Annotated in this window: 11 protein-coding genes; 8 read left to right on the top strand and 3 right to left on the bottom strand. The window is 42.4% G+C overall.

Going from position 1 to position 18,700, the window contains the following annotated elements; all coding sequences use genetic code 11:
• The first annotated feature begins 4 nt into the window (after nucleotides 1-4).
• A complete protein-coding gene (locus OCU87_RS04195) occupies nucleotides 5-433 on the top strand; it encodes a flagella synthesis protein FlgN (protein ID WP_062688090.1) in 429 nt (142 codons plus the stop codon).
• A 17-nt stretch (nucleotides 434-450) separates the two neighbouring features.
• Here the strand turns inward: OCU87_RS04195 and OCU87_RS04190 are convergent, their stop codons facing one another.
• Complete coding sequence (locus OCU87_RS04190) at nucleotides 451-741, bottom strand: ArsR/SmtB family transcription factor (protein ID WP_062688089.1); 291 nt, start codon at nucleotides 739-741, stop codon at nucleotides 451-453.
• A 157-nt stretch (nucleotides 742-898) separates the two neighbouring features.
• Between OCU87_RS04190 and OCU87_RS04185 the strand changes: the two genes are divergently transcribed.
• Both OCU87_RS04185 and OCU87_RS04180 read left to right on the top strand, forming a co-directional pair.
• Nucleotides 899-1,804, top strand: a complete 906-nt coding sequence (locus OCU87_RS04185) for a permease (RefSeq protein ID WP_205049172.1) — start codon at nucleotides 899-901, stop codon at nucleotides 1,802-1,804.
• Between the two features lie 333 nt (nucleotides 1,805-2,137).
• On the top strand, nucleotides 2,138-4,090 hold the full coding sequence (locus OCU87_RS04180; RefSeq protein ID WP_261857885.1) for a methyl-accepting chemotaxis protein: 1,953 nt from the start codon (nucleotides 2,138-2,140) through the stop codon (nucleotides 4,088-4,090).
• 152 nt (nucleotides 4,091-4,242) lie between these two features.
• Here the strand turns inward: OCU87_RS04180 and OCU87_RS04175 are convergent, their stop codons facing one another.
• A complete protein-coding gene (locus OCU87_RS04175; RefSeq protein WP_062688087.1) occupies nucleotides 4,243-5,733 on the bottom strand; it encodes a YfcC family protein in 1,491 nt (496 codons plus the stop codon).
• Nucleotides 5,730-7,085, bottom strand: coding sequence for a M20 family metallopeptidase (locus OCU87_RS04170; RefSeq protein WP_094958725.1), 1,356 nt, complete (start codon nucleotides 7,083-7,085; stop codon nucleotides 5,730-5,732). The genes OCU87_RS04175 and OCU87_RS04170 overlap by 4 nt, the downstream gene beginning before the upstream one ends.
• Nucleotides 7,086-8,078: 993 nt before the next feature.
• Here OCU87_RS04170 and focA point away from each other — a divergent pair.
• The 5 genes from focA (at nucleotide 8,079) to OCU87_RS04145 (ending at nucleotide 18,627) form a co-directional block, all read left to right on the top strand.
• Nucleotides 8,079-8,918 (top strand): formate transporter FocA, encoded by an 840-nt coding sequence (gene focA / locus OCU87_RS04165; protein WP_062688155.1) that lies wholly within the window; start codon nucleotides 8,079-8,081, stop codon nucleotides 8,916-8,918.
• A gap of 60 nt (nucleotides 8,919-8,978) precedes the next feature.
• Entirely contained in the window at nucleotides 8,979-11,255 is a 2,277-nt protein-coding gene (pflB, locus tag OCU87_RS04160; RefSeq protein ID WP_094958890.1) for a formate C-acetyltransferase, read from the top strand.
• Between the two features lie 367 nt (nucleotides 11,256-11,622).
• Nucleotides 11,623-13,242, top strand: a complete 1,620-nt coding sequence (locus OCU87_RS04155) for a response regulator (protein WP_261857884.1) — start codon at nucleotides 11,623-11,625, stop codon at nucleotides 13,240-13,242.
• Entirely contained in the window at nucleotides 13,236-17,453 is a 4,218-nt protein-coding gene (locus OCU87_RS04150) for a transporter substrate-binding domain-containing protein (RefSeq protein WP_261857883.1), read from the top strand. The genes OCU87_RS04155 and OCU87_RS04150 overlap by 7 nt, the downstream gene beginning before the upstream one ends.
• The gene (locus OCU87_RS04145; protein ID WP_261857882.1) at nucleotides 17,434-18,627 is read left to right on the top strand and encodes an EAL domain-containing response regulator; all 1,194 of its coding nucleotides are present in this window, start codon (nucleotides 17,434-17,436) and stop codon (nucleotides 18,625-18,627) included. Before OCU87_RS04150 ends, OCU87_RS04145 begins: the two co-directional genes overlap by 20 nt.
• Nucleotides 18,628-18,700: the final 73 nt, after the last annotated feature.

The raw sequence follows: 18,700 nt of genomic DNA, 5'->3' as shown, positions 1-18,700 counted from the left end.
TTAGATGTCTCAGACCATAGATCAGTTGCTTGAATTACAACACGCAACATTAATGTCGTTGTCTCGCCTTCTTGAGCAGGAAAAAGGGGCTATCGTCTCGCGTCAATCTACTGAAATTGAGCGTATTGCTAAAGAAAAACTCAATCTTATCCATAAGGTCCAACAACAAGACCACCTCATTGCTAGCCATACTCAACGTCAACTATTAACAGAGTCCCCAACTCACATCGAGTCTGTTAATACCATCAAAGCCTGCGCCGCTCGCTGTAAAGAACTCAATGAAATTAATGGTGAAGCACTTCAACGTGCACAGCTAAGCTTTCATAAATTAAATAACTTATTCCAGCAAAGCCGCGGCAAGCATCAAATGACCTACAACAGCGAAGGAGCTGCACAAAATATTCGTACGTTAGGTACCAATATTAAAGCATAAACTCTCTTCACATTACCTTATGCCTCTCGGCTACAACATTCATCCTGCAAAAAATCAATTACTTGCTGTAAGGCATCATACTGTGGCACACAATAAAGCGTTCGCCCTTCCCGATGCTGCTTAACTAGACCTGCCGCCACCAAACTTGAAATATGGTGTGACAAGGTTGAACCAGGAATACCCAACTCTTCTTGTATATCACCAACGGCTAAGCCTTGATGACCCGACTTTACCAAATGCTTAAAAATCTGAAGACGTGTCGGATGACCTAGTTCTTTCAGGGCCTTAGCAAAAAATTCGATATCCATAACTTCTGGCCTTACTTCATCTCGGTAATTTATATTTCGATAATAGCAGAAATATATTGACGATGAAATTAATTGCGCCTATATTTCGACTATTCCAGAAATGTAGATTTAACTATAAAATTTAAGGCTTACTATGATCACTCCAAGCATGCTCACTATGGCAAAAGACACCTTAGATATGTTTGTTTTTCTTGCTGCTGAGCTAACCGTCCTATTTTTACTTATCAGCTACGCTGTTGGGATCTTGCAAGAGTATATTTCCCCAGCAAAGATCCAGCAGATCTTAAGTGCAAAGAGAGGAAAAGGGTATATCATCGCAGCGTTCCTTGGCGCAATTACCCCCTTCTGCTCATGCTCAACGATTCCGTTTCTAAAAGGATTACTTCGCGCTAAAGCAGGGTTTGGCACCATGATGGTATTTTTGTTTGCTAGCCCACTGCTAAATCCAATTATTATTGGCTTGTTTGCGGTTACCTTTGGCCTACAAGTGACAGTGTTCTACTTTATGGTTGCGATGGGTGTTTCCGTTATTGCCGGTTACACACTCGAAAAGCTAGGCTTTGAGCGTTATATCAAACCAGAAGCTTATGAAGCACCAGCATCTAAAGGCTGTGGCTCAAGTTGTGGCAGCAAGGCTAAGCCTGTTAGTAAATGGGTTAGAGTATGGCGATCTACATGGGTAGACTTCAAAAAGGTACTTCCTTACCTGATTGGTGGTATTGCAGTTGGCTCGATGATTTATGGCTTTATGCCAACAGAATGGGTTGCAAGTGTAGCGAACGACGATAATATCTTTGCCATTCCTGTCGCAGCCGTGATTGGTATTCCACTCTATATTCGTGCAGAAGCAGTTATCCCGCTTAGTGCAGCATTAGCCGCAAAAGGCATGGGATTAGGTGCAGTAATGGCATTAATTATCGGTAGTGCGGGTGCAAGTCTAACGGAAGTTATTCTATTAAAATCGATCTTCAAAAATAAAATGATTATCGCGTTCCTTGTTGTCATTCTTGGAATGGCAATCAGCGCAGGTTACCTTTACCAAATATTGTTTCCTGCAATGTGATTAGTGTTAGATAACTCATAGATCAACGCATTAAAAAAGAGGCAAAACTAACACATTGCCTCTTTTTAACTGTTTGATTAAATGAAATCATAATTGCACTTTATATATTAAATATAACTTTATGAATGAATGTAAAGAACTAATATAAATAACACATATCTTATTTTATTACTTACTAGGAATTTATTCCTAAATTTCATGTTCCCCCTTTAAAACATCTTATCTGCGTATATAATGCCTAACAAAATATTAGTCTTCTAATATTTACTAAATAAAAGAATAACAATAAAAGTAACACACTCTATTAATACATACTTCAGACGTAGATGAGACATGACAAATACTATAAAAAACATTCCATTAAGAATATTACTATCCCTTTCTTCCGCCTTTGCAATTATCTGTTTTATTATTACCATATTAATAAGCCAAAGCTTACTGTCTGACGTAGAAGAAAATACAAACACGGTAAACAACTACATTTCTTTTAATGCAACACTGAAAGAATTTCAAGATTTACAAGATGTTAGCCGCATGGCATCTATATATGGTCTAGGTTTCTATGATCGCTTAGATAAAATGGTAGCTACGAACAATGACAATTACGCCAAAGTTCAGCAAAGTTATAGTGATTTAATAAAAGCAGATAATATTGCGCTAACACCTGACGTTAAATCTGAACTTAATAAATTTATTCGCAACTTTAATCAATATACGATTAATTCACAGTACGTCCGCCAACATCGTCAAAATATTAACGCAATATATGATGCAACAAGTTGGATCACAAACGATATTAATGATGCTGATAGTGCGGTTGCAAGTCACCGTAATAGCGAAGATATTTCCCTCTGGACCAATAAACTATCCGATATTTCAAGTATTGGTGGTTTAATGTTGTTTGAAATTGCAGAAGGTGTAAAAGGTCAAAATAGTGACGCGACAAGTAAAGCACTTGAACAAACGCGTTTGCTGATCAAAGAACTAAAATCTTTCCGTCAGTGGCCAGAAGCACAGACCCTGATCAACCACGCTGATGAGTGGGAAAAACAAGTTACTCAAATCATCGCGCTTGATGCACAAAAAGCAAAAGCCGTGACAGCTATGATTGACTTGGGTAACGTCAATACAGATATCATCACCAGCCTCACTCAAGATGCAATCATACACACAGAGGAACTATCTGGACGCTCACATGAGCTGCTCGGCTCTGTGGCTTCAAGTCAGATCATCGCCTCTACCATTGCTATCATTCTATCTATGGCAATGAGTTTGCTACTAGCCAATGCGATCAGTAACCTAATGCAAAACCTTTACTTAGCAGTAAAATCACTGGCAGAAGGCAAACTGACTACCCGTACTGACATCGCAGGTAAAAACGAGTTAGGTATGCTTGGTGCTAGCCTTGATGATGCTATTTCACAGCTTAATCAAACTATTCGTGCCCTTCGTGGTGTTGGTGATGAAGTCGCTACCTCTTCAACCGAGCTAGCAGCAGTAATGACGCAAAGTGAAGTCAACGGTCGTGAACAGCAGCAGCAAGTAGAACAAATTACCCATGCAGTAACAGAGCTTTCAGCCGCCGCTTCACAGGTCGATGGTTACGCCAGAACCGCTGATGATAGCGCCCAACAAGCATTGGAAATGGGTGCTGAAGGTACCGCGATTGCCCAGCAGTCACGTGAACTATCACAAGAATTAACCCTGCAATTGAACGAAACATCAGAGCAGGTGCTTGATCTTAATGAACAGAGCATCAAAATCAGTGAAGTTATTACTGTCATCGACAGCATTTCTGAACAAACGAACCTGCTAGCACTAAATGCAGCAATTGAAGCCGCTCGTGCGGGGGAAAGTGGTCGTGGTTTCGCGGTTGTTGCCGATGAAGTACGTGTATTGGCAGCCAAAACACAAGAATCGACTCAGCAAATCCAAACTATTATCGAACAACTGCAAAGCAAATCTTCAACGGTTGTTACAGCGGTTAATAACAGCCTAACTAAGGTAAAAGAGAATAACGAGATCGCTGAGCAAACGAGCCTACAAATTGAATCCATTACCCAAGCACTGCGCCATATTAGTGAAGTGAATGGTGATGTGACGGCATCGGTTGATGAACAGAGCCGTGCAATCTCGGACATCACTCTGAATATCAATAACATCAACGATATCATCAGCCAAAATGTGGCAGGTATTAGCCAAACAGCTGAAGCAAGTGGTCACTTATCGCAATTAGCGGAAGATCAGAGAAACCGCTTAAGTGAGTTTACCGTAACGAATAACTAAGCCTCTAAGCCTCTAAGCCTCTAAGCCTCTAAGCCTCTAAGCCTCTAAGCGCTTAGCAAGCTCGATGCTTTCACTGAATAGCCATAAAAAAAGAGGTGTACCTAGGTACACCTCTTTTAATATCTATGCTATTTGTTGTGTGAACGACAGATTTACAGCAGTGCCGCACCAACGAACAAGACAAGAATAGTAGCAACAAATACCATGACGACGAATGGCATAACCCACTTCAAGAAGCGTTCATACGGTATTTTTGCCAATGCCAAACCAGCCACTAAGTGACCCGCCGTTGGCGCAAAAATATTAATCCAACCACTTGCTGATTGGTAAGCGGTGATAATTAAATCGCGGCCAATACCCGAGAAGTCAGCCAATGGTGCCATTAGCGGCATAGAAACCGTTGCAAGACCAGAGGTAGAAGGGATAAAGAAGCTCAATACGATATGAACCAGGTAAGTCACAATCACGAACACGCCAGATGACAAGCCCGTAACCATACCTTCAGCCCAGTTAAGAATAGTATCGATGATCACACCGTTATCCATAACAACGTAGATACCACGTGCTACGGCAACCACCAGCGCAACACCAATTAGGTCTTTTGCCCCTTCCATGAAGGTTTTGATGAAATCACCTTCAGACATGCGGTTGATAACAGCAATTAAAATCGCTGATGCCAAGAACAGAGTAGAAAGTTCATCGAACCACCACCACAATGTCGGAATGGCTGTGATGCCCATGTCTTCCCATGGAATAACACCGTAAATCATGACTAAGAATGCGCCGAAGAACACACTCATGGTCAGTTTTTGCTTGGTGGTGAATTCGCCAGTGTCTTCTTTCATGTGAGAGAATTCATCTTCAAATTCAATGTCCGCAAGCACAGATTTTGATTTATCCGCTTTCACTTGCGCGGCATAGCGCATAACAAACCAAGACGCTAAAACAATCAGCACGGTCAGTTGGATAACACGCAAACCGATACCATCACCAATCGGTAGGCCTGCAAAACCAGATGCGATACCTGTTGCAAATGGGTTTACTGTTGATGCCAATACCCCCACACCAGAACCAAGCAAGATGATCCCCGCGGCAACCATACGGTCATAACCAGCCGCAGCCATTACGGGTAAGATCACCGCCCAGAATGCAACGGTCTCTTCCGCCATCCCGTAGGTTGACCCCCCTAATGCAAACAAGGTGATCAAAACAGGGATCAGCATTTGCTCACGGCCACGGAATTTACGGACAATCGCCGCAACCCCTGAGTCCATCGCCCCAGTACGCATGGTAATCGCTAAGAAACCACCAATAACCAGCACGAATAGCGCCACATCAACGGCTTTATGGAAGCCTTTGATCGGTGCCATCAATACATCAATCACACCTTGTGGGGATGATTCAATTTCTTGATAAGAACCAGGAATAGGCAGTAAACGCTCACCCCCGTTGTAATCCAACACTTCGGCTGCCGGTATGATCTGATCCGTACCGTTCACCATGTAGTCATATTTACCTGCTGGCATAATCCATGTCAGCAAAGCCACTAAAGCGATAATAATGAACAAGATGGTATAAACCGTTGGCATCTTGAATGATTTTTTCGCATTTACTGGTTGGCTTTTTTCTGTTGCCGTTGTCATAGCTCTACTCCCTGTAGCTGATAAATGGCATTGGCATACACATTCATCGCTTTAAGCATGTCATCGATAATGAGGTATTCATTTGGCATGTGTTCAACTTTCTCGCGGCCAGGGAAAATCGCCCCGTACGCAACACAATTTGGCATAGCGCGGGCATAGGTCGCCCCACCAGAAGTCATTGGCTTACTTTCCATATCGCCACTGATATCTTGGTATGCTTTCATTAAGCTCTGGATAATTGGACTATCCGCTGGCATATAAAGGGACGGCAATACATCAAACTCTTCGTATTGCAGATCATACTGTTCACTGACCGCTTTGATGTCGTTGTCGTAATCGTCTTTACTGAAGGTAACAGGCACACGGATATCAATACCGCACTGGCTGTTGGTTTCATTAATCTCAAGCTGCGCCACATTGAAGGTTAATCGACCACTCACATCTTCTACAGAGCCAAAAATCTCTTTGGCATTCGCATCTTCACCTACTTGTTCAGCGATGAATCGCACCATAGGGTGCTCAACACCCACTTTGGCTAGCGCCATACATAAACGTGCAATCGCATTCACCCCTTTGGTGTCAGCAGATGCCGAGTGCGCCGCTTTACCAAAGACAGTCAGCTCATCATCTTCACAACTAAAATCAAATCCCATTTGATCAAGTGCAGCAACCAACTCTTCAAGTAAAGGCCCTTGATAACGAGCTAACTCAGGTACGGCGTTCAGTGCACCGCCACATTTAAGGCTAAGATCTACATCTCCACTGCACTTCAAGTAAGATTGGATCAACATTTTTTCAGCGTGGATCAGTGGGAAAGCAGAATCAGGTGTGAAGCCACATTGTGGAATTTCTTCTTTAGCACAGTAGCGGTCAATACAACGCCACAGTGTTTCTTCATCGGTACCAAAGATAAAACGTACTCGTTTAGTAAAAGCAACATCACAGGCTTGTAGGGCTTTCACTGCAAACATGGCAGCAATCGTCGGGCCTTTATCATCTTGGGTGCCACGACCGTATATACGACCGTCTCGGATATCTGCCGCAAACGGATCGGAATCCCAGGCAGAAAGTTCACCAACAGGCACAACATCAAGGTGGCCAAGCACCCCAATCATCTGCTCGCCCTGCCCTATCTCAGCGTAGCCATAGTAGCCTTCAGGATCTTTATAAGTTGAAAAGCCTAGGGTTTCACAAAATGCTAATGTCGCAGTCAGGCAGTCATCAATTGGCTGCCCAAATGGCGTATTACTCTCATCATCTTGATACACACTTGGCATCGACACTAAATGCTGGACAGCTTGAATATAATCATCTCGTAAGCCATCAATGTAATTAGCAATCTTGGTTTTCATCGTATCCCTCGTTTTTATGTCGAGGCGTCATCCACTTATCTGCATACTTGCTATTAAGCAGCATATTACTTCGACATTTAATTTTTGATCAGCACAAGATGCGTGATCGTTTTTATTAAGCCACACAATTCTGCTACAGCCACTCCAGCTAATCTGTGACAACTTTCACTGGTCGCACCATTAAGATGAGATAAGCGTCAAAATGTACGAAAAATATTCTAGTTTTGCTTACTGGGTAAAATATGTGTTAGAAAAATAAGCCATTACTACAACATTTTTAGCTCTGTCTTCTTGCTCCCCATTCATTAGGCACAACTCACCCATTGAGTTCTAATGAGACATGTTGATGACAAGAGACTAGCGTTACTGTCTGAAGGGATGTAGAAACGAGAATACGCTCTTATGACGCATCAGATGATCTAATACATGAAGCAATTCCCAGCACATCAGAAATTGTTGAATTCTTACTACAAGCGACAAAAAGCGAATAAAAATCATACAATATCGATTATAGATCACACTTTGTAACAAAATAATGGATGGTAAGGTTACCCTGTATCATCCTTTTTACTTGTCTCAACAAAGATAAACGACATTTTTAACAAGGTATTGATTAATAATACAACTTTGTTTTAACAATCTCTTTGAAATCTTTGTTTCTATAAAACATCACTCACTTCTAGAAACCCGCATTTATTCTTACTATCTTATTGAAATTACGAAACTAACCCTAAAGTGTAAATTTCACCTTACGAAGGTGAAAGTAAATTACATTAAAATTTTTTTAGTGTTTATCAAAAAAATTATACTCAATAAAAACAAACACTTAGGTTTGTATGACATATAACAAATCGACCCATCTTGTTATATAATTTCACCGCCATGATCTGGGTCAACTTTTTGAGCGCTGCCATTTGCTATTATTCAGTCAGCAAAAATTTGAACTTAAAGAGCATTCCTTTGAAGACTGAAAACAACCCGTTTGACGCCCTCATGCCACCAGCGATGGCGCATAAAGCCGAAGAAGTTGGTGTCTACAAAGCAACGAAGAACCCACTACAATCCTTCTTCCTTGCTATTACTGCTGGCGTATTTATTTCTATCGCCTTTGTTTTCTATACCACAGTGACAACAGGTGCTGGTGATATGCCTTGGGGCATGGCCAAATTTGTTGGTGGTCTTGCATTTAGTCTTGGTCTTATTCTTGTCGTTATTTGTGGTGGTGAACTGTTCACCTCTTCAGTACTCACCACAGTTGCTCGCGCAAGTGGTCGTATTTCAACGGCTCAACTATTACGCAACTGGGTTGTTGTTTACTTAGGTAACTTTGTTGGTGCTACTTTCTTTGTCGCTTGCATTTGGATTGCACAGCAACACATGGGCGCTAACGGCCAATGGGGCATCAATGCAATGAAAATTGCACAACATAAATTGCACCATACTTTTGGCCAAGCCGTAGTATTGGGTATGCTATGTAACCTGATGGTTTGCCTTGCGACGTGGATGACATTTTCATGTCGAACCGCAACTGATAAAATTATGGTAATGCTGCTCCCTGTTGCTATGTTTGTAGCGTGTGGTTTTGAGCACAGCATTGCTAATATGTTTATGATTCCGATGGGTATCGTGATTCACTCTTTCGCTAGTCCTGAATTTTGGACCATGGCAGGTGTTGATCCATCGCAATTCGCAGATTTAACGGTAAGTCATTTTGTTCTTAACAACCTGATCCCTGTAACCATAGGTAACATCCTTGGTGGTGGCTTCTTAGTTGGTATGACTTATTGGATTATCCATCGCCGTCCAGAACTTAAAGGCCAAGGCCATCACTAAGTTTTAGATGTCGATAACACGATTATTTTTTCTACTGAATAGAATATAGGTAGGTATACAATGGCTGAGCAATTTGCTAAAGCTTGGGAAGGTTTCGCTGCTGGCGAATGGCAGAACGATGTAAACGTTCGTGACTTCATCCAGAAAAACTACACTCCTTACGAGGGTGACGAGTCTTTCCTAGTATCTGAAGGTACTGAAGCGACTAACAAGCTTTGGACTCAAGTAATGGAAGGTATCAAACAGGAAAACAGCACTCATGCTCCTGTTGATTTCGATACTTCTGTTATCTCTACCATTACTGCGCATGACGCAGGTTACATCAACAAAGATCTTGAAACGATTGTTGGCCTTCAGACTGAAGCGCCACTTAAGCGTGCTATCATCCCTAACGGTGGTATCCGTATGGTTGAAGGTTCATGCAAAGTATACGGTCGTGAGCTAGACCCTGAAGTTTCTAAAATCTTCACTGAATACCGTAAAACACACAACCAGTGTGTATTCGATATCTACACGCCTGACATCATGAAATGTCGTAAGTCTGGTGTTCTGACTGGTCTTCCTGATGCATACGGCCGTGGTCGTATCATTGGTGATTACCGTCGCGTAGCACTTTACGGTATCGACTACCTAATGAAAGACAAATTCGCTCAATTCACGTCTCTACAAGAGCGTTTCGAGTCTGGCGAAGATGTTCAAATGACTATGCAACTTCGTGAAGAAATTGCAGAGCAACACCGTGCTCTAGGTCAGATCAAAACTATGGCAGCTAAATACGGCTGTGATATCTCTGGTCCTGCAACTAATGCACAAGAAGCTATTCAGTGGACTTACTTCGGCTACCTAGCTGCAGTTAAATCACAAAATGGTGCTGCAATGTCTCTAGGCCGTACTTCTACGTTCCTAGATATCTTCATCGAACGTGATATCGCTGCAGGCCTAATCACTGAAGTTCAAGCACAAGAAATGATCGACCACTTCGTAATGAAGCTACGTATGGTTCGTTTCCTACGTACGCCTGAATACGATGAGCTATTCTCTGGTGACCCAATCTGGGCAACAGAATCAATGGGTGGTATGAGCCTTGACGGACGTACGCTAGTAACGCGTTCAAACTTCCGTTTCCTAAACAGCCTATACACTATGGGTCCTTCTCCAGAGCCGAACATCACTGTTCTTTGGTCTGAGCAGCTACCTGATGGCTTCAAACGTTTCTGTGCAAAAGTATCTATCGATACTTCTTCTATCCAGTACGAAAACGATGATCTAATGCGTCCAGACATGGACTCTGATGACTACGCTATCGCTTGTTGTGTATCGCCAATGGTTGTTGGTAAGCAAATGCAGTTCTTCGGTGCACGTGCTAACCTTGCAAAAACTATGCTTTACTCTATCAACGGCGGCGTTGATGAGAAGCTTAAAATGCAAATCGGTCCTAAAACTGCGCCAGTAACTGACGAAGTTCTAGATTACGCTGATGTGATGGATCGTCTAGATCACTTCATGGATTGGTTAGCAACACAGTACGTGACTGCACTAAACAGCATTCACTACAGCCACGACAAATACAGCTACGAAGCTTCTCTAATGGCGCTTCACGATCGTGACGTTCGTCGTACAATGGCTTGTGGTATTGCTGGTCTATCTGTTGCTGCTGACTCACTGTCTGCTATCAAGTACGCAAAAGTTAAGCCTATCCGTGACGAAGACGGTATCTCTATCGACTTTGAAATCGAAGGTGATTACCCTAAATTTGGTAACAACGACTCACGTGTAGATGACATCGCTTGTGAACTAGTTTCAACATTTATGGGCAAAATCCGTAAGTTGAAAATGTACCGCGATGCAATCCCAACTCAGTCTATTCTTACTATTACATCTAACGTTGTATACGGTAAGAAAACAGGTAACACGCCTGATGGCCGTAAAGCAGGTGCTCCTTTCGCACCGGGTGCAAACCCAATGCACGGTCGTGATGAGAAAGGTGCTGTAGCATCTCTAACATCTGTAGGTAAACTACCGTTTGCTGACGCTAAAGATGGTATCTCTTACACTTTCTCTATCGTGCCAAACGCGCTAGGTAAAGAAGTTGATACGCAAAAAGCTAACCTTGCTGGTCTTATGGATGGTTACTTCCACCATGAAGCAGGCATCGAAGGCGGTCAACACCTGAACGTTAACGTTCTTAACCGCGAAACGCTAGAAGACGCAGTTAAGCACCCAGAGAACTACCCTCAGCTAACTATCCGTGTATCGGGTTACGCTGTGCGTTTTAACTCTCTAACGACTGAACAACAAAAAGACGTAATCGCACGTACTTTCACAGAATCTCTATAATCTAGACTTCTGAATTGTTGTTAAAAAGCCGACCTTAGGGTCGGCTTTTTTTATGCCTTTTTTTAAATCCTTTCGATTACTACCACCCAAACAGTACTGCAAACTGTAAACTGGTAATGATGATAATATTTCACACAAAAAAAACACATTAACCACATAACATACTGAATAGTATTTTGTCTGTTGCCAAAAATACCGCTCTCACTTATTATCTGCGAAAAATACCCATTCCTTGTATCAATGTAAATTTCAGGATGAATGCTGCTTAGCAATAACGTTAAGCTATACACTTACCAGATTCAGGTAACCCACAGGGATATAACGCTATGTATAATTTAATATACGCTTGAGTAAGGTAATAAATTTAATGCGGCAAGATAGCTCTGTACTTGTTGTAGACGACTGTTCGATCATCCAACAGACGACCAAGCTGATCCTACAAAACTGTGGTTTCAACCCTGCCAATATCCACACGGCAACCAACGCCAGTGATGCAATTAAGATGTGTCAGAACAAAGTGTTCGATATTCTTTTTATTGATTTTAATCTTGGCCATGGCAGCACTGGGTTGCAACTACTTGAGCATCTATCGCAAAAAAAACTACTGGCACATTCGCCAATGGTATTTGTGATCACAGCAGAAGATTCAATCCCAGTATTCATGGGTTTTGCTGAGTTTGAACCAGACGACTACCTGATCAAACCGCTTCGTACCGATGCTCTACAACAGCGCCTACAAGCTAGCTTTTCTCAGCGTCAACTCAATAATCACGTCCATACTGGATTTAAACTTTCAGGGGTTTCCGGCGCCAAAGTGGCATTGCAGCAAGCAAAAAGCACCAAAGCATTTCGCCAAGCGATTACAGCTTTGTGCAAGCGATTAACCCTTGATGGTGAGTACCAAAAAGCAACGGCCTTATTAGCGAGCTTTGTCCCTAAACACCCTCACTTACCTGCACAGATCTTGCTCGTTGAACTGTATTTATTACAGCAAGATTTAACGTCTGCTAATTCGGTGCTAACGGCCGTTCGCCTTAATCACCCTAACCATTTACTAGTACTTGACCTTAGTGCGAAAATTGCCTTACAAAACCATCAGCTCACAGATGCAATGCAATATTGGCAGCATGCTCAGCAACTGAGTAATACCAATCTTGAACGCCAGTTTTCAATCTTTTGGTTAGCACAGGTCAATAACACACAAAGTGCGTTTTCAAGGCTACGAGAAGCCTGTGTGCATATCCAATATTCTATTTGGGATATGCCTCGCTATCATGCGCTCTTATTTGTGAGTCAAATTGAGCAAGAGATCGTTCAAAAACATACCATTGAGCGTCAGTGGCTAATGCAAACTTCACAGAAAGCGCTGTCTGTGGAAGATCGTGCTTTTGTCTCAGTATTAAAAGCGCTGCAAGCAGTGAAAAAAGGCGATAACTTTAAAGCCTATCGCTATTTGCAACATGACTACATTACAACAGCCGAAGAATTACGAGAAAGTAGCTTTGAATTCAATGCTATTTTGCAGAAAGTCTATCGTCACCTCTGCATGACAAAATCAGAAATAAGTACACTTACAAAGCTTGATAAGTTGAGTCATGATGAAAGTAACGCCTCACACCGTTTACTCAAAAAACTCTGGCTTAAACGCCAGCGGAACTCTTTGAACACAGAAACGCAAGCCTACCAGCAGGCACTATGTTTATTTAACGAAAAACAATATAAACAAGCAGGCCAAGCATTACTGAATATTTGGCCGAACTTTCGTTTCGATCATGTCATTGCACGCCAATTAATTGAGCTATTTAGTTTAAATTTATTACCACTGACCCACCAGCAGCGTGAATATTTAATGGAAGCCCGTTGGACATTTGAGGCATTAGCCGAACCACCGACTTGGTATCAAACACTTCGTGCTCAAGACGATGCGTTTGCAACTCCGATAGAACAAATGACCGCTAAAGCATCAGGAAGCACAACACCATGTTAAGAGTTATTCTGTTTGTTATTTGTTTTATCGCCCCTACTTTCAACACACTAGCCAATGATCTTCAGGTTCAGCCTATATTTACGGATATAAAACCTGCGACGACCATACCCACAATACAAAATAAAGTACTGCGCATTGGCTATCCGAATTTTGATTGGGCACCATTTACTTATGTCTCTGATCGCGGTCACATGGCAGGTTTACTACCAAGTATTGTGTATGAAATTGCAAAGAAGAGTGGTTACACAACCCAAACGGTCATTTACCCGAATTTTGACGATGTACTTAAGGGATTTAACAACAACGAAATTGATATTTTAGTGGGTGTATCGTCAACATTTGAACGTAAAAAAATCATGCACTTTAGTAAACCACTGGTTGTGGTACCTATGGCTGTCGTGAGCAAAGACCCTTCTATTCAGAATATTCAAGACCTAACGGGCCAAGTGATTTCAGTTGAAAGTGGCTTTGCCATTGAAGAGCAACTGCGTCAATTAGCCAATAAAAAATTAAATATTGAGCAATACTCATCTAGTTCAGCAGCCTTTAATGCTATGCGGATTGGAGATGCAAATGCCTACATTGGTAACGCCATTACATTACGAAACATGCTTTCACGTGAAGATGATCGTGGCGCTATTTCTTTCCAGGAGTTACCCGATCTTCCGTATGAAAGGCTCTACATTGCCAGTCACAAAAACAATGCCACTATCATTGCGGATTTAAATACTGCATATGAATCACTAAGCCAGCACCTATTGGCATCAATTTATGATACTTGGCTAACAACGTCTCAACAGCGTTACCTAAACATTGAAAATAATCTGAATTTAACACCAGAAGAACAGCAATGGCTTGATAGTCACTCAACCTTAAAAGTCGCTTACCACCCCAATGACTTCCCTTATCAGTTCAGTGATAGTGAGGGAATAATGAGAGGGATAAGTGCCGACATATTAGCCGAAATTAGCAAGCTGCTAAAAATACCAGTCTCTACGATGCCGATAACATCGTTGCAAAGTGTGCTACCACAATTAGAAGCACAAGATTTCGATATGATTGCAGCCGTCACTTGTACTGCAGATCGCAAGAAATTTATTAGCTGTACTCAGCCTTATACCGAAGAGAGCTGGGTCATGGTTGACAATACGGGCCAAGAGCCGTTCTCAAACATAAGTAAAATTGGTGTACTTAAAAACCGCTACGGGCATGCATTAAGCAAAAAACTGTTTGAGGGTAATCCCCTTGCCTTTTATGACAATAATGAAGAACTTCTCACCGCTGCAATGAAAGGTAAAATCGATGTTGCTGTTATATCGATCTCAAGCGCATCCTCATTACTGCAAAGCGAATTTCTTGGCCGCTTACAAATCATCGACAGTAAATTAGATTCATACCATCACCCCGTCGGTATGGCCGTATCAAAAGATAACCGCTTATTACGAGACTTGGTGAATAAAGCGCTCAATGCTATTCCACCACAAAAGTTCAGCGAAATAGATAAGCAATGGCAAACCGTAACCGTTCACAAAGGCATCCCGTATAAAGAATTACTACTATGGGGCGCCATCGTCAGCGCCATTTCAGCACTGATAATATTTACTATCATGTACTGGAACCGCAAGCTAACCAATGAAGTAAAACAACGTAAGCAGGTAGAGCAGCAACTCACTTATCTTACCAACAACTTCGATGGTGTTTTGCTACAGCACGTTCAGCGCAGTGATGACCCAAGTGATATTAAATTGCTTTTTGTTAGTAACAAAGTACATGAGCTCATCGGTATTTCAGCGAGTAAATTATTTGCTCAGCCTATGCTTATTTTCCGATTACTAAAGCAGCGTGACGATAACAACGATATTCTCACTGCTATGCGTGACGCCTGCTTAAAAGGCTACTGGAAAACAGAGTTACAGCTTAAGAGCCGACAAACAAGCCAGCGTTGGATCGAGGTTCGCTGCCACATCACGCCACAGGGCGATGACTGGCAGTGGAATACCATATTGCTCGACATTACGCCGATGAAAGAACAGCAACACGAACTTGAACTTGCGCGCAAAGATGCTGAAGCAGCCACAATCGCAAAATCACGTTTCCTTGCGATGATGAGTCACGAGATCCGCACGCCTATCAGTGGAGTATTAAGCTTACTCGAGCTACTAGCACCCCATGTTTACCGCCCAGAAGCTAAAAGTATCCATACCAGCCTGGTGCAGTCAGGCAATAACTTGCTTAATATCGTCAATGACGTTTTAGACTTCTCAAAAGTTGAAGCTGGAAAATTGAGCCTCAGCGCTGAACCCTATGACATGGCGAATTTGATCCACGAGTTGGTTCAGCCCCACGTTGTCCACGCCGAGCAAAAAGGGGTTCGATTTAAGCTTTGGGTTGACCCTACGGTTGCCAAAATCATGACTTTTGATCCACTTCGTTTACGTCAGGTCATGAATAACCTGCTAAACAATGCGACCAAGTTTACCGATCATGGTCATATTGGCCTATTGGTTGATGTGGCTAGCCTGCATGATAATCAACAAACTTTACGCTTCATCATTGAAGACAGTGGAATTGGTATCAGCGACCGCGATATTCAGACACTATTCCAACCTTTTGAACAAGCTGATATTAGTAGCGAACGCCGTTTTAGTGGCACAGGCTTAGGCCTTTCCATCTGCCGCCAACTGGTGCAACTCATGGGGGGGGAAATACATGTAGAAAGCCAAGTAGGTATTGGCAGTCAGTTTATTTTTCACCTTACACTTCCTGTAATCACCGCATCCACATACACGATGCTATTACCGAGTTGTGGCTTGATAAACTTGCCGCACGAGCAACATTCAGCTTTATATGGCTACTTGAACAACTGGTCTGAACAAACACATGCTATCGAAGCATACAACCAGCAAGAGTTATTGGCCTCGTTGCAATTACAGGAGAAAAAACAAGCGCTCAATACTCTCATAATCAGTGAATATGACTACCAAGCACTACAACTGACGCCTGCATGGATAGCCGAACATTTTGCTCATGTAAAATGGATATTCTTACGTCAATCAAGTCTACTCTCACCAGAGCCGACAGAGCACGGCTGGATATTATCGCTGTCACCGTTAATGCCAATGCAGCTAAAGCATGTGCTGACCGTACAAGCTAATCCTTCCGCATTTACAGAGGGCTATCGTTCCGATATCAGAGAGCTACAACCGCCTGCCAACAATCAATTAAGTGTGACGGAAGAGTGTGTAGAAACGCTCATTGACGAAAATGTCGATTTGAAGCCCTTTAAAATTTTAGTAGCGGAAGATCACCCGATAAACCAGCAAATTATTGCTCAGCAGTTGCTGCAACTAGGCTATCGCGCTGATATTACAGATAACGGGCAATTAGCATTAAATGCACTACATCAGCAAGATTATGATCTGATCTTAACGGACTGCCACATGCCAGAATTGGATGGTTATGGCCTTGCATCGGCGGTGCGACAACAAGGTTTCCGTACACCGACGGGGAAACTAATCCCGATTATTGCCCTGACAGCCAATGCTGCCGCCAGCGAGAAATCGAACTGCAAAGCCAATGGTTTTGATCAATGCCTGTTTAAGCCTGTGACACTACAGCAACTTGATACTGTATTAGCTCTATGGCTACATCCTGATGCCGATATCACGCAGCAAGAAGGGTGTGGTTTTGATCTCGATGAATGGGACTTAGGGGATTTCACGCCTAATCAAGAAGAGAGTAGCAATATATCTGGCTCTTTAATTTATGAGACATTTACTGATGAACCTTCTCCTTTCGCTGTAAAAGAAGCGACATTCAGCGCGGAGCAACAAAGCATCACTGAACTGGCCGCTAACGAAGTCATTAGCCTTGCAAGTTTAAGTAATATTTTTGGTGACCCAGCATTATGCCAACAAATTTTGCAGCAATATCACCAAGCTTGTTTAACCGACCTAGCCGAACTAAAGCAAGTATTGCTCTCTCAAGATATTGATAACATAGCCTTAATAAGTCACCGCATGAAAGGCGCGGCAAGAATGGTCGAATATCAATCGTTAGCGCAAGCCTGTGAAGATATGGAGCTACTCGCTCAACAACCTCAAGTTCCAAATGATGATAGTGTATTTAAAAAGCAGCTAAAAGAAATTGAACACCATATTCACCAACTAGAACAGCAGGTCTCTGCATTCAATGAAAGTACTGTTAATTGAAGATCACGCTTTCCAGCGTCAAATAATGGCAACCCAACTGGCTCAGTTGCTGACTGAGCCAGAGGATGAAATCCAAACGGCCTCATCAGGTATAGAGGCTCTTGAAGCCATGGTCAGGTTTTCACCAGATTTATTGCTGTGCGATTTAAATATGCCAGAAATGGATGGGATTACTTTTCTGAGCAAAATTGCAGAGCAAGCGTTCAAAGGTAGTGTGGTCATCACCAGTGCAACTAGCCAAGAAGTGATCCGCTCAGTCAGTAAAATGTGTACTGATTATCATCTAAATTTATTAGGTGCTTTAGCAAAGCCAGTACAGCTCGCCACGCTAGCGAGCATGATTGAAAGTGCGCGTAATACAAAGGTCGAGACACAGTATGCCCGCCCTTCGACAGCGAGCATGGTCGATGAGAGCATCATAGAGAAAGCATTTCAGCAACATTGGTTTGTGCCTTACCTCCAACCGATTGTTGACATCGCCACGGGTCACTGGGTATCAACTGAGGCACTAATGCGCCTGCATCATCCCAAACTTGGCTTAATCAGCCCTAACGAGTTTATTCCTCTTGTTAGTCGACTAGGTAAAGACGCTGATTTAGCCTTATATACTCTAAACTACATCATTGAACATACCGCATTACTAAAAGCGAAACGTGTGGCTATCAATATCACGTCGGCAACATTAAGCACCCCAGGTTTTGTCGACAATGTCCTGAAACGAGCTAAGCTCACCCCCAACTTGCACCATAAAGTCTATTTTGAATTGACGGAATCAGACATGGTGAAAAATACTGGCCGTGCGCTTGAATCAGCCTCTCGTTTAGGAATGAATGGCTTCACCTTATCAATCGATGATTTTGGTACTGGTTTTTCATCTTTAAAACAACTTGAAACCCTACCATTTGAATCACTGAAGATTGACATGGGTTTCACCCAAGCCATTACAACCAGCGACACAGCTTTAGCGATTGTCGAGTCTTGCCTATTTTTGAGTAATCGCCTCTCTTTAACCGCTATTGTGGAAGGGGTAGAAAATATCCAGATATGGCAACAACTGCGTGATCTTAATTGTCAGCTGGCACAAGGCTATTTTATTGCGGCACCTATGCCTATCGACAAACTCAACCAGTGGCATATTGAGTGGCAACAAAAAGTAACTGAGTTACACCCTTAGCGCTGATAACACCAACAACTGGACGAATAAACGCACAAAACCCTTACATTTTTAAAGACATTTTAGCTACTTT

The sequence above is a fragment of the Photobacterium sanguinicancri genome (assembly GCF_024346675.1).
Taxonomy (GTDB): Bacteria; Pseudomonadota; Gammaproteobacteria; order Enterobacterales; family Vibrionaceae; genus Photobacterium; species Photobacterium sanguinicancri.
This window is presented reverse-complemented; position numbering and strand designations above follow the sequence as displayed.

Coding starts and splice junctions, on each gene's coding strand:
- OCU87_RS04180 (WP_261857885.1), top strand. CDS start 2,138: ATGACAAATACTATAAAAAACATTCCATTAAGAATATTACTATCCCTT.
- OCU87_RS04155 (WP_261857884.1), top strand. CDS start 11,623: ATGCGGCAAGATAGCTCTGTACTTGTTGTAGACGACTGTTCGATCATC.
- OCU87_RS04190 (WP_062688089.1), bottom strand. CDS start 741: ATGGATATCGAATTTTTTGCTAAGGCCCTGAAAGAACTAGGTCATCCG.
- pflB (WP_094958890.1), top strand. CDS start 8,979: ATGGCTGAGCAATTTGCTAAAGCTTGGGAAGGTTTCGCTGCTGGCGAA.
- OCU87_RS04185 (WP_205049172.1), top strand. CDS start 899: ATGGCAAAAGACACCTTAGATATGTTTGTTTTTCTTGCTGCTGAGCTA.
- focA (WP_062688155.1), top strand. CDS start 8,079: ATGCCACCAGCGATGGCGCATAAAGCCGAAGAAGTTGGTGTCTACAAA.
- OCU87_RS04175 (WP_062688087.1), bottom strand. CDS start 5,733: ATGACAACGGCAACAGAAAAAAGCCAACCAGTAAATGCGAAAAAATCA.
- OCU87_RS04145 (WP_261857882.1), top strand. CDS start 17,434: ATGAAAGTACTGTTAATTGAAGATCACGCTTTCCAGCGTCAAATAATG.
- OCU87_RS04170 (WP_094958725.1), bottom strand. CDS start 7,085: ATGAAAACCAAGATTGCTAATTACATTGATGGCTTACGAGATGATTAT.
- OCU87_RS04195 (WP_062688090.1), top strand. CDS start 5: ATGTCTCAGACCATAGATCAGTTGCTTGAATTACAACACGCAACATTA.
- OCU87_RS04150 (WP_261857883.1), top strand. CDS start 13,236: ATGTTAAGAGTTATTCTGTTTGTTATTTGTTTTATCGCCCCTACTTTC.